Raw genomic sequence first — 12,320 nt, 5'->3', positions numbered from 1 at the left:
CTTCAAACAGTAGGAAGTAACCCATGCCTAAGACTCGTGACTATGACCAGCGTAACGATCGCGTTGCCTCCCTCCTGCAAAACACCATCGAGCAACTGGGACCCGAACTGGCTGCCAATCCGCAAATGGCAGAGGTGCTCAACCGCATGGTGGATGACCAGCTCCGCAAGTTCGACGCATCCCAAAACGGCAAGGGAATGCCCGCTGATGGCGGACTCTCAGACCTGATTGGGTTGGGTAAGGATTCGCCAAAAGAGTTGGGCGATACTCAGGTATCGAGCGGCGTAGTGGATTATGACGATACGGTCACCAGCGATCGTATTCTGGCGACTGCCGACCTCTACTACCTCTACATCCACGAGCGCCTCGGTGTCTTTCGCGTCATCAACAAGCTGCAAGAGCTGTTCCGCGCTGGCACCCTACGGATCTCTAGTGGCGAAGGAGCCTATGGACTCTACCGCTTTGATAAGCACAACATTCTGCGCTATCACCAGCGCGACAGAATGCAGGCATATCGCCGCGTCTTCGGCTACACTACGGTCAATCCGGGTGCAGGTGCCCGTCCCAATCCCCAGTTTCACGGGTTGTTTAGCCACTTTATTGGCGAAGTTGCCAAATATTGGCGAGATAAGCGAATCAGCGATGTGATTCGAGAACGGGCAAACGATCCAACGTTTGGGTCGATGGCGATCGTCCGTCGTGCCGGACTTGACCTCCGCAACAACATGAAAAATGCCTCCTACGGCTACATCAACGTGCTGCGAGTAGAAACCAGTCAAGCACTAGCAGAAGCCTTCAAAGTGCTGGAATCTCAAGACTTAAAGGCTCAGTTTGGGGCAGACAACGCCTGGGAAATGATTGAACTGGTGCTGTGGCAATACTTCCACGAACCCGTTCACGCCAGCACCCTGAATCGTATGGCAGTTAGCGGACGCGAGATCATCCGCTGGCTGGCAGAACCCTTCGTCTTGCAAAAGAACCGCACCGACTTTGAAACCTTGCTCTATCGCATTGCCGAATACTCGGAAGAGTGGCTCTCTAGCACCGAAGGGATGCAGATGAATCGTCCCACCCCACCGCCGCGCCAGGTTTATATGCAGGGTCCTCCTCCCAGTGGTGCGGGACGCGATCCAGTGTTTGGGCGATCGAACGGGATAATGCCGTCACAAAGAGTCGTGGGATAGGGCGATCGAGTTCTGAATGTCACGCTTCAAGCTCAGAAGCCCAATGTTTGAGTTCAGAGCTACCTCATCCGAGTTCTGAAGCTCATGAATGGACTTCCACACTCCATCGTCTAGGGTCTGAACTCCAAGTTTCAAGCTCAAAGCTTCGTCGTTCAGGCTCAGAACTCCATTCGTCGAGTTCAGAACTCCATTCGTCGAGTTCAGAGCCTCTTGATTGAGGTTCAAACACAAAGCAGTCAGTCCTTTAACCTGAGGAACCAGTAATGAACAGGCAAACCCAGTGGTTATTTGAAATTCCTTTCGCCTCAGATGCTGCATCTAGCGCCGACAGAAGCTTTGAGTCAATGCCTGACCTAGAGGCATTGACTGTTGTGCTGCGATCGCCGCGATTTCGGAATGATTCACGCCTTCAAGCCGCCGCCAACGATCGTCCACCCATGCGGCAAGGAGAGCAAGGGCTTGCGGTACAAAAACTTCAGCAAGCCTTCATTGATTTAGGCTTTCCGATGCCAGTTTCGACCCGACGGCGTAGTAGTCCCGATGGCATCTATAGTGCTGAAACGGCTGCCACTGTTCGCAAATTTCAGCAGAAGTATGGTTTGAAGGTGGATGGTATTGTTGGCAGAAATACGATGAGTCGGCTCGATCAACTATTCATCTCCGCTCCTTCAACTCCGCCAACTCCACCACCCGCAAGTTCTTGCGGCAACCTTCTGATCTGGATCAACGCGTTCATTCCACGAGATGTTTTGGGATACACATTTACAGTTCCGGCTGGACCCCATGCAGGAAAAACAGCAGTCCCGTGTCCCTTAGTGGCTACCCCCACCAACCCCAACTGCTTCCGGCTAGGTTATCTGACCGATCAGCGCACCTTCGACAATAGACCTACAGCGAGTGTGCGGATGAGATCGATCGCCGAAATTCAGTTAGTATCGCCTAAGCTTCTTCGTGCCAACCACCAAACATCAGGGACAACGGAAATCAACAAAAGTACAGGAGCCGTAACCTGTAACGCTTTAGCAGATATGAAGAGATGTAAGTTTCAGAATTTTGCGTCGTCTCCTCCATTTCCATCTGGAGACTTCCTAATCAAATTATCGCTCAAAGCAGCAGCGAGTGATCCTTGTGTCAATTTGGCGGCAGATATTGACTACGAGGGAAATATCGAGATACTTTGTTCACCCAGCCGTGGCACTATCGAAGTAGGGTTTAACGGAAAAGTTGATAGTTTTCCAGCATTTGAGATGTATGCAAGTCTTAACGGAACTACAAAACCCCTATTTAGGTTGCCTCCTCCTCCCGGAAATACAGTTGTGAATTTACTGGGTGGAGCTAGCACTCCTGTCTCTGGAAAGGTAGTTTTTGACTGTAGCCTGATAAGTAGCAGGGCTTCTGTCACAACCACAAGGACTTTGAAGACTAGACCTTTTGCACAGATCAGATAATGGCGAGAGTCTTCAGTTTAAAGTCTTTATTGTGGTATTCACGCAGAAATCTACTGAAAGCTGAACAACAGTTCGATCTCTGTCCACTAAGGGATCGAGTATGGGGTCTTTCGTGAGGTTCAGCCATCATTCGCCACCAACCGAATGCTTCCATCGTAGAGGATACAAAGCATGATCATCGACTGCCATTGCCACGCTGGGAAAGGTGACTTGCTCACAGGTCCCTGGGATACTGATGCACCTATGGGCACCTATCTCCGACGAGCAAAAGCGGCGGGAATTAACAAGACTGTCATCTTTTCGCCCTTTCACAGCAACTACCAGCAGGCGAATGCCAACACGGCGAAGATTGTTGCCCGTGAACCCGATCGCTTGATTGGGTTTGCCTTTGTCCATGCCCAGCGAGACAAAGGGCGCATTGAGCAAATCATCGGAGAGGCTGTCACCCGCTGGAAGTTTTGCGGCATCAAAGTGCATCGCATAGATGCACCCGCAACCCGTGAAATATGTGATGCTGCCCGGACGTTTGGTATACCGCTACTCTACGATCCAGTAGGTCAAACCGACTTAATTGAACTGTTGGCATCCCAATATCCCGATGTCAACTTCATCATTCCCCACTTGGGCAGCTTTGCCGATGACTGGCGTGCTCATTTGCGAGTTATCGACCAAATCGATCGCTACCCCAATGTCTATGCTGACACCTCTGGGGTGCGTCGGTTTGATTACCTCGTGCAGGCAGTAAAGCGCGGGGGTGCCCACAAAGTTTTGTTTGGCACGGATGGTCCTTGGCTGCATCCAGGAGTTGAGCTACACAAAGTTCGGTTGTTGGGTTTACCACCCCAGCAGGAAGCTTTGATCTTAGGCAAAAATTTGCTGCGGCTGATTCAAGGAGTCAAGACAGCCTCTAAAAGCAGATCATCTTTGGTGCACTGAGCAGTGTAGACTTTGACGCATCTCGTCTTCAATTCTGAACCGACCTTAACGATCGAGATATCGTTCAAGCTCAAAAAACTCAAGCAGTGACTTTAGCGAAGCGGTTTCAGCCGTGGGTGTGGTGGCTTCGATCGCTTGTATGGTAGCCGGATTCAAATATCGAAATACGTCATGAGTCAGCGTGTCGATCGTACTTTCTGGAAACCCCACTAACTCAGACTTAAGCCGTGCAGCCCGACTTTTAGCAAAGTTCACCTGAAACCGACAACGCTTTAATAAACGCTGCTGAATATTTTGATAGAGTGCCAAATTATCCGATTCTAACCGATCAATAGTTTCGTCCAAAAGCAGCGGAATCACGTCTAAATTTTCTTCTAAAAACAGAAGGCTTCCTTCCTGACTATAGACTTCGGTGCCGTCGATTCCCAGTGCGCCGATGTCTGCTAGGGCAAGAATGCGCGCCACGATCGAGGGAGGATTCTGCACATCATATAAATCAGCCTGGTAGATCGCCTGCTCGGTTGGAGCGTAGGTGCAGATCGTTGCCCCGATCGCTGCCCGAATAATCGCGATATCGCGATCGGTTAATCGGGCTGGGCTGTCAGGATCGTGTCTTTGCAACTGCTGGTTTAATGCGTTGATGTATTCCACTAATCGCTCAAAGCTTGCCCGTTCGCTGACACCGGGTTCTCGTCGTCGCGTTGCATGGAGATCAGATTGGCTAATGAACACTTGAACCATGTCGTGAGCAGCGATCGATAAATCAAGCAGTAACTCGATTCGAGACAGGTCAATCGAGGGTTCCTGCTGCTGTAGCCATACCTCCCAGGTCGGAACGATCGCTTGCAAAATCAGGGTTGACCGCCGCCGAACGTTCTCTAGATGCTCCCGATTGTGATAATAAAGCTGCTTCTCAACGACTTCTCGATCGAACTCTTGCAACGCAAACGCTTTAATTTGAGCAATGCTCTCGTCGATGCTCTGGGGTAGATTTGACGAGTCGTATAAATAACGAAAAGACGATTGTGAAGAGTCTCGATTCATAGATGCAAATAATGCTTGTGTGATCATAGCCTTTTCTCAGGAGTCAGAGCTCGTTAATTTTGCTGCTCTCTAATTGAGCGCTTGACAACCATTTTTAGGTGACTCGGAGGCGCGATCGTCAACCCTCGACGCACAGGTTTAATTGGCTTGCGACTGACTAACGCTAAATCGAACTGTGACAGCGTGACCAAAACCAACTTCATCTCAAACAGCGCAAAGGCTGACCCGATACAGCGTCGATCGCCGCCGCCAAACGGCAGATATTCATAGGGTGAAAACTGCTGCTCTAAAAATCGCTCGGGTCTAAACTGCTTGGGGTTTGGGTAAACATCAGGACGCTGATGAGCCAGATAAATTGACGGCAGCAAAATCGTTCCCGGTTCGAGTGAGTAGCCCATTAAAGTCATCGGTTGCTTGACGATGCGCGGAAAGGCGTTGATGGCGATCGGGTAGAGTCTCAGGGTCTCCTGACAAATAGCGCTCAAATAAGGGAGACGCGCGATCGTCATGGGGTCAGCATCAGGGCTGAGACGATCGAGTTCTGCCCTCAGTTTGCTGCGAACGTCTGGCAGTTGAGCGATCCAATAAAGTGCCCAAGCCAGGGCAGACGCGGTGGTTTCATGACCCGCAAACAGCAGGGTCATCAGCTCATCTCGCAGTTCGGCATCGCTCATCGGCTCTCCGGTTTCGTCTCGTGCCGCGAGGAGCAACGCCAAAATATCCGTACGATCGGGGTCGGGGTGAGCGCGGCGATCGTCAATCTCTTCGGTTAGCAACTGCTTGATTTGCTGCTTTTGACGCAAAAACCGTCCCCACGGACTCCAAGCGCCCCAATCTTTTTGCAAAATTCGATAATAGAGCAACATAAAACCCGTTGCCGACCCGAATGCTTCTAGCATTTCGACTAATACTTGCCGCAGTTGCTCATAGCGTTTCCCTTCGTGTAAACCAAACACGGTGCTGAGAATCACCCGCAGCGAGATCTCCTGCATTGCAGAACGCACAACAAATGGCTGACCGGGAACCCACTGACGGCTGACTTGCTGCGTGATATCTTGAATCAACGACCCATACGATCGCATCCGATCGCCATGAAACGGAGGCATCAAAAGCTGTCTCTGACGCTGGTGGCGCTTGCCATCTAGCAAAATCAGCGCATTCTCGCCGAGCAGTGGCTCTAAAATCTGATTGCCTTCTGCCGAGCTAACCTGATCAAGCTTGGCGGTGAAAATCGCTTCTAGCGCGTCAGGGCTGCTGAAATAGAGCAACGGTGGCATCTGTCGCCCTAATGCTCGATAGGTGTCGCCATAATCACGAGCGCGAGCATCTAGACTTTCAAGGGGGCGAAAAATCCACTGTAGGGTTTGCAGCCAGGGAGGAGTTTTGGGTCCGTTGGGTAATTGCATAAGTGCCTAAATCCCGCGTGTGTCTGTCTCTCGATCATCAACGATTCTTGGCGACACCGCAAGGCGCATGACTATAGTCCGATCGCACGTCTCAAATTTCTACAATGGCTCAAAACTCCTTTTCCAAGCCTCTGATAGACAATGCAGGCGATGTTCTCAAATCTGATTGGATGCCAGGAGTCTATTTCACGGCAGACATTTTCAAGACGGTGATCGTCGAGATCGACCAACTTCCTGAAACCGAGGAAACGTTATGGCTGAGAATTTTGGGGCGAGATCAGACGCAAGAAAGAACCATTCGAGAAGTGTTAGCGTTGCCCACTAACCATCCTTGACGGAATGGAATTCTACGATTGCTGACGAGTTGGAAAGTTAGAATAGATGTGGGTGGAATTGAAGACTTTAGCGGACAGGAGGCACTCATGGCACTATGGAAGCCTTTTTAGAGTGGGAGCAGGCAACGCAACAGCGGGCTGAAACCAAAGGCATAGAACAGGGACAACGATCGCTGATTCTTCGACTGCTAGCTCGACGAGTGGGAGAAGTGCCAGAGGCAGCCCGATCTCAGATCGATGCTCTACCTCTGATTCAACTAGAATCGCTGGGCGAAGCCTTGCTGGATTTCTCTAATTTGGCTGATTTAGAAGCGTGGTTAGCCGAGCAGAAATAAGCGATCGCTCCAATTATGCGGTGGAACCAAAATGAGGAGATGCCTGAATGACGGTTGAATTAACGACGATCGTGCCCGACTATCAGGATGTGTTGAAACAAGTTGCGATCGGCGATCGTCCTCAGCCTCAGGCAGTGGTGGATGCTTTGCTGAAAGCTGAGAAAGTCGCCAAACAGCAGCGATTATCTTACCCATTAGAGAGCCTGCTGGGAGAGTGGCGGCTCTGCTTTTCAACGGGAACTCGCAAACTTAAACAAAGAGGCGGAATTGCATTAGGCAAAGGCTTTTATCTGCCTCGATTGACTCCCGCATCGATCGGCTTTCGTGTCAGTGATTTAGCATCTAATCCGCTAGAGATCACCAATCAGATTCAGGTGAGTGGATTGAACCTTAAGCTGACAGGTCCTGCGAGATATTTAGGCAAAAAAAATCTGCTGGCGTTTGACTTTACGCACATGCAGATTAGCGTGTTCGATCGTGCCCTCTACTCAGGAGGGTTTCGATCAGGAAAAACAAAATCAGCACCATTCACAGAGCAGTCGATCGCCAAACTCCCCTTCTTTGCGTTCTTCTTGATCACTGACGACTTAATCGCTGCTAGAGGTCGAGGCGGCGGATTGGCAATTTGGGTCAGGCTTAACCCCTGACCCTTAATTCCTTACGAACGAACATCGACGGGTAATGCACCCGCTGGCGGCTTGCTGGCGATTTCTAGCAGCCCTGGTGAATCGATAAACCCAAAATAGAATGAGATCGCCGCGACGATCGCGTGTAGCCAAACATCATTGCCAAACACAGGAATTAACCCAAACGTGGTGTCAAACCCTGGCAGCAATCCAAAGGCAGCGATCAGACCAAAAAAGAGGGCAAGTCCGCGACCATAGATTCGTGATCCGCCTAGCCCGATCGCGGCTACAAGTCCGAGAATTCCAACAATAATATAGACTCCATTCTCAGCGGCGTTGATCGGAAACAGTCCGAAGAGATAGCCTAGCTGCACCTCAACGCCCCCGTGGTTTTCGATGACGTTAATCGGGTGCTGCAATCCTGGAATAAATCCCAAAATTCCAAACGAGAGAAAGAAAATACCTGTGATTAGAGCGAAATACTGTCCTGTTTTCATTGTGTTGCTTCCTGCATAAAATTTAAGCCATTGATTAGCTTCTGGTCTCATTGTTCAGGTTAGGCATTAGCTATCATCACTTCCCTCACTACAGCGGAATATTTTTTATCTACAGTGATGTCAAATGCGTTGTCAATGTTCTAACTATCGAAGATCATTAGTTTAAGATGAGCAGGATTCGCAATCAATTCTTTTGCTAGTAAATAACCTGTAATCGTCCAGGTTTGATATTTGCGCGCCTCTTTGCCGATCAAGCGACCATCAGGACCATCATAATATTCGGGCCAATGATCCTGCATTAGACGGCGTTCGGCAACGGCGATCGCGTGGTGTGCCAGTTCTCCCCGATCCATTTTTTTAGCGGCGGCGGCTAACATCCACAGCAAGACGGGCCAGCTTCCGCCGTTGTGATAAGACCACGGACGATTTTTAGGGTCTGCGCCTGTCACGGTTCTCCAATCGCTGTCTTCTAATGCGGGATAGCACAACTTCATCGGCATATGCCCTACCAAGTCGTGCCAGCGCAACTCGATCAAGTTGAGAATTTTGTGAGACTGCTGTTCGTCAGTCAAAGAAGAGATCACCGCCATCAAGTTCCCCAACGAAAAGAAGCGACAATCGAGCTGTGACGGACCTAAATTACCTGCGAGATAGCCTCCTGCTTCGGGCAACCACTTGGCTAATCGATAAAACGGAATCGAGTCTGAATAAATATTGAACTGATTAAGGGCTTCTTCTCCATATTCTTCAACCTGAAAGCGATAAATCACATTTAAGCGATCGGGGTCTAGCCAATAATTTTCTCGAATCTGTTTAGTTAGCGGCTCAAGGCGATTTTGCACCGCTCGAATCATAAATTGATTTGCCTCATTGGGAACCAACAGCTCAAGACTCGCTTTGAGCGCTGCATAAAACAGCGATTGAATATCAAGTGGGTGCCCATAAAGCCCCATCCGCCGATCGATCATACTTGCCGCATCGGGCACCAGCACCATTGGATACATATCAAAGCGAGTGACAAGACAAAGCTCTAACACTAAGCGGATGCCTTCTTGAAAATCACTGCGCTCAAACAAATCGGTGTCTTGAGTGGAGATCGCATAAGCGCGCAACAAAATCACCCACCACAAACACGCATCAGCCGGAGCTACTCGCCCGATCGCGTGGTCGCCAAAGTCAGCCTTTAAATATTCATGCCCATTAAAAGACTGAATCTTAAAGCTGGCTGGCATTAAACCACGACTCGGTTTTGAGCAGTCTAGCTGACCTGTTTTGGGCTGTAAAACCAGAGTCACTTCTAAAAAGTTGCGAACAATCTCAGACCTGCCTTTGATTAAAAAAAGCAAGGCTGAAGAAACAAAATCTCGAATAAAGCACTGATCGTAGTTAAGTGCTGCAATCTCTGGATCGAGGGCAGCGATCGTGCCGATCGGTTCTCCTCGATAATAAATAATAGATTTCTCAAGAGCGCTCCACGCTTCGTCTTCGATCGCTTGACTACCCAATCTCTAACCCTCTCTATTGCTAGTTGCAGTTCACAAGGTTCTATGTTAAGGCAATCGTTTATAAACCACTACCCACTTTTGAACAACTTCACGATAACCAGCGTCAGCTTCAAAGTATGAAGCAATAGGAATGGCTGCCGCGTTAATCTCGAATCATTAGTGAGCGATCGGAGCCTTGGCTTTTGCGCCGCCCTTGTCTAAAAACAAGAGTAACGGCAGCGAACAGAGGAAGACAATGCCGACGAATCGAAAGATATCTGCGTAAGACAAAACTGCGGCTTGCTGACTTACTAATTGAGACAGCGAGGTGAGTGCTTGCTGGTGAGCCGTTGCTGCATCAACGCCACGACTTTGAAATGCCCCGGTCAACGCATTGAGGCGTTCATTGGTCTGCGGATCGTAAGAGGTGAGATTGGACAACAAAATGTCTCTGTGGAAGGCTTCTCGTTGAGCCAATAGCGTCGTTAAAATGGCAATGCCGATGCTGCCCCCCAGTTGACGAGTCAGATTATAGAACCCCGACCCGGCAGAAATGTCTTGTTTGGGCAATGAACCGAGCGTTGCTAGACTCAGCGGTAAGAACATCAAGACCGTTGCGGCTCCCCGCCAGAGGAGCGGCAGAAACAGATCATTGGTGCCCGTTTGAGGGGTGATAGTCGCCAGTTGAAACATAACTAGGGTGGTTCCGACTGCGCCCATCGCGATCAAAATTCGCGCATCGACTTTTGAGGAAATCTTGCCGAGGAGAATCATGACGATCGCCGATGCCAATGCACCCGGAGCCAACAGCCAGCCCGTTTGCGTCGCAGTAAATTTCAGCACTCCTTGCGCAAACAAGGGCACGGCAAACAGTGCGCCATAGAGTCCCATGCCCAAAATGCCAGAATAGACACTGCCTGCTGCTAGCGATCGGTGCCGCAACACGCGCAGATCTACTGCCGGATTTTCAATGCTGAGTTCGCGCCATATGAATAGTGCGAGTCCGATCACGGCAGAGACAGCCAGGATAGTAATGAAGCCGGAGTTAAACCAGTCGTTTTTCTCCCCTTCTTCAAGAAAGGTCTGCAAGCTGCCCACAGCTACGATCAATAATGCGATGCCAGTCCAGTCTACTTTTTGACGCTTTGTTTTGCGTTTGACGGCATCGGACGGCAAGAATAATAGCGCCATGACCACTGCCGCGATGCCGATCGGCAGGTTGATAAAAAAGATCCAACGCCAGCCTAAGGTATCGGTGAGATAGCCGCCCAGAGTGGGACCGATCGCCGGACCTGCAATCACGCCAACTCCAAACACGGCTTGCGCCAGTCCTTGCTCAGACGGGGGAAACGTCTCAAACAAAATTGCCTGAGCTTTGGCAAGCAGCCCGCCGCCAAACAAACCCTGAAGAATGCGGGCAATCACCAACATCGGCAGATTAGTCGCAAACCCACACAGCACCGAAGCCAGCGTAAAGCCAGCCATTGAAAACACAAAGTAAGTCTTTTTGCCAAAAACATCTCCCAACCAAGCCGAGAGAGGAATCAGAACCACGTTGGCGATCGCGTAGCCCGTCACGACCCAACCAACTTCACTAATGGTTGCTCCTAGCGTCGCTTGAATATCGGTGAGCGCGACATTTACAATGCTCGTGTCAATGACTTCAAGAATTGCCCCCAGCGATGCCGTAAATGCAATTGCCCATTTCAAAGAGCCTTGCACGTAGCCTGATTGAGGGTTATCAGACTGTGGATTAGAACGATCGTGAGTAGTCGCCATTTGTAGTTAAATCAGAATTAATTAAGAGTTAGGAGGATAGATAGAAGACTGCGAGATTGGGCTGAGGCTTTGCACCATCAAATCTACGCAACTTTTAACATAGCGATCGGAGGAATAGCCTCGTTCTACAGGCATGACGTGACGGCGCAACATCCCTGCAAGCAGCAGCCCCGTTAGTTGATCAACGGCGATGGATAAATCCACATCAGGACGGACATTTCCTTGGTCAACACCGTGACGGAGATAGTTAATTAGCTTGTCTCGCAGGGGTAAAAACGCTTGCTGTAAAACCTGAAGCGCTGCGTCTGGATGGCGTTTTGCTTCGCCGATAAACATCCGAATCAAGGCTTCGTTTTCTTCTAGCATCGCGTTGTGAATCTGTGCATAATGCAGCAGATCACACTGGAGGTCTTGCGTCCATTCATCTTGGCGATCGAGCGCCTCTGCTTTTAACGCTGCAATGTGTTGAGCAACGGCTGCCAAAAGCTGCTCTTTGCTTTGAAAGTGACGAAATAAGGTGACTTCGTTGACTTCAGCAACGCGAGCAATCTCGCGGGTGGTTGCACCAACGACTCCGGCAATCGAAAACACCTCGATCGCGGCTTTGAGTAATCGTTCTCGTGTCTTTGCCCCTCGATTAGAATGAGTCATTTTTATATAATGCAAGCGCATACTTACATTTTGAAGGGCAGAGCTAGTGATGTCAACTTTTCTTTAGGAGGATGTCGGTTACGAGAAGTGACGGTGACTCAAGATAGATGTGGATTGCCCTCGCCAACCCTTCTCCCCAAAGAGAAGCAGGGTGGTTTCATATAAGAGCAAGGAAATGAGAATGAACTGAATAGATACTGCTCAGTCGTAGGAAAATGAGGATGGACTGAGTAGTGATTCATCGATTCAGTCCATGACCCTCATGGAGCAATTAAAGCAAATTCCCGACCCTCGAAAGATCAAAGGTCGCCGACATCCCTGGTGGATGATTCTATTTCTCAGCCTCCTGGGGTTTCTGTGCGGCTACCGCGGGTATCGCCCCTTGGCAGACTTTTGCTGCCAGCATCAATCGAGTTTGGTCATCTGCTGGACTTACCCAATAGGCAAGTGATGCCGTCCTATTCGACCTTTCGGCACAGTTTTCTGCAAGTCGAGCCTCAGGGATGGATTGAGACGTTTAATCAGTGGGCACTGGCAACCTTGCCCGAAACGAGGTGAATGCCATCGAACAGGACTATCTTCTGGCACTCAAATC

The 12,320-nt window shown here is 49.9% G+C and carries 14 protein-coding genes; 8 read left to right on the top strand and 6 right to left on the bottom strand.

What is annotated here, in order from left to right; genetic code table 11:
• The first annotated feature begins 23 nt into the window (after positions 1-23).
• The 3 genes from A8707_RS17980 to A8707_RS17965 all read left to right on the top strand — a co-directional run bounded on the left by A8707_RS17980 (position 24) and on the right by A8707_RS17965 (position 3,568).
• Positions 24-1,184 carry a hypothetical protein gene (locus A8707_RS17980; RefSeq protein WP_068818584.1) on the top strand — a complete coding sequence of 387 codons (1,161 nt, stop codon included), beginning with the start codon at positions 24-26 and terminating at the stop codon, positions 1,182-1,184.
• A gap of 263 nt (positions 1,185-1,447) precedes the next feature.
• Positions 1,448-2,632, top strand: a complete 1,185-nt coding sequence (locus A8707_RS17970; protein ID WP_082906421.1) for a peptidoglycan-binding domain-containing protein — start codon at positions 1,448-1,450, stop codon at positions 2,630-2,632.
• Positions 2,633-2,803: 171 nt separating this feature from the next.
• Positions 2,804-3,568, top strand: a complete 765-nt coding sequence (locus tag A8707_RS17965; RefSeq protein ID WP_068818581.1) for an amidohydrolase family protein — start codon at positions 2,804-2,806, stop codon at positions 3,566-3,568.
• A 45-nt stretch (positions 3,569-3,613) separates the two neighbouring features.
• Here A8707_RS17965 and A8707_RS17960 read toward each other — a convergent pair whose 3' ends face one another.
• Positions 3,614-4,612, bottom strand: coding sequence for a hypothetical protein (locus A8707_RS17960; protein WP_068818611.1), 999 nt, complete (start codon positions 4,610-4,612; stop codon positions 3,614-3,616).
• Between the two features lie 53 nt (positions 4,613-4,665).
• A complete protein-coding gene (locus tag A8707_RS17955) occupies positions 4,666-6,018 on the bottom strand; it encodes a cytochrome P450 (RefSeq protein WP_068818580.1) in 1,353 nt (450 codons plus the stop codon).
• Between the two features lie 104 nt (positions 6,019-6,122).
• Between A8707_RS17955 and A8707_RS17950 the strand changes: the two genes are divergently transcribed.
• The 3 genes from A8707_RS17950 (at position 6,123) to A8707_RS17940 (ending at position 7,335) form a co-directional block, all read left to right on the top strand.
• The gene (locus A8707_RS17950) at positions 6,123-6,353 is read left to right on the top strand and encodes a hypothetical protein (RefSeq protein ID WP_068818579.1); all 231 of its coding nucleotides are present in this window, start codon (positions 6,123-6,125) and stop codon (positions 6,351-6,353) included.
• A gap of 95 nt (positions 6,354-6,448) precedes the next feature.
• Positions 6,449-6,688 (top strand): DUF4351 domain-containing protein, encoded by a 240-nt coding sequence (locus A8707_RS17945; RefSeq protein WP_068818578.1) that lies wholly within the window; start codon positions 6,449-6,451, stop codon positions 6,686-6,688.
• A 47-nt stretch (positions 6,689-6,735) separates the two neighbouring features.
• Positions 6,736-7,335 (top strand): hypothetical protein, encoded by a 600-nt coding sequence (locus A8707_RS17940; RefSeq protein WP_068818577.1) that lies wholly within the window; start codon positions 6,736-6,738, stop codon positions 7,333-7,335.
• Between the two features lie 11 nt (positions 7,336-7,346).
• On the opposite strand, the gene A8707_RS17935 is transcribed toward A8707_RS17940, so the two are convergent.
• The 4 genes from A8707_RS17935 to A8707_RS17920 all read right to left on the bottom strand — a co-directional run bounded on the left by A8707_RS17935 (position 7,347) and on the right by A8707_RS17920 (position 11,725).
• Positions 7,347-7,811, bottom strand: coding sequence for a DUF4383 domain-containing protein (locus A8707_RS17935; protein ID WP_068818610.1), 465 nt, complete (start codon positions 7,809-7,811; stop codon positions 7,347-7,349).
• Positions 7,812-7,951: 140 nt separating this feature from the next.
• A complete protein-coding gene (locus A8707_RS17930; RefSeq protein WP_068818576.1) occupies positions 7,952-9,316 on the bottom strand; it encodes a glycoside hydrolase 100 family protein in 1,365 nt (454 codons plus the stop codon).
• Positions 9,317-9,472: 156 nt separating this feature from the next.
• A complete protein-coding gene (locus tag A8707_RS17925; protein ID WP_068818575.1) occupies positions 9,473-11,074 on the bottom strand; it encodes a DHA2 family efflux MFS transporter permease subunit in 1,602 nt (533 codons plus the stop codon).
• Positions 11,075-11,095: 21 nt separating this feature from the next.
• Positions 11,096-11,725, bottom strand: a complete 630-nt coding sequence (locus A8707_RS17920) for a TetR/AcrR family transcriptional regulator (RefSeq protein WP_068818574.1) — start codon at positions 11,723-11,725, stop codon at positions 11,096-11,098.
• Between the two features lie 253 nt (positions 11,726-11,978).
• Here A8707_RS17920 and A8707_RS30675 point away from each other — a divergent pair, with 253 nt between their 5' ends.
• The gene (locus A8707_RS30675) at positions 11,979-12,176 is read left to right on the top strand and encodes a transposase family protein (RefSeq protein ID WP_082906420.1); all 198 of its coding nucleotides are present in this window, start codon (positions 11,979-11,981) and stop codon (positions 12,174-12,176) included.
• Positions 12,119-12,283, top strand: coding sequence for a hypothetical protein (locus A8707_RS29820; RefSeq protein ID WP_156518686.1), 165 nt, complete (start codon positions 12,119-12,121; stop codon positions 12,281-12,283). Before A8707_RS30675 ends, A8707_RS29820 begins: the two co-directional genes overlap by 58 nt.
• Positions 12,284-12,320: the final 37 nt, after the last annotated feature.

Source organism: Phormidesmis priestleyi BC1401 (assembly GCF_001650195.1).
GTDB lineage: Bacteria > Cyanobacteriota > Cyanobacteriia > Leptolyngbyales > Leptolyngbyaceae > Phormidesmis_A > Phormidesmis_A priestleyi_B.
This window is presented reverse-complemented; position numbering and strand designations above follow the sequence as displayed.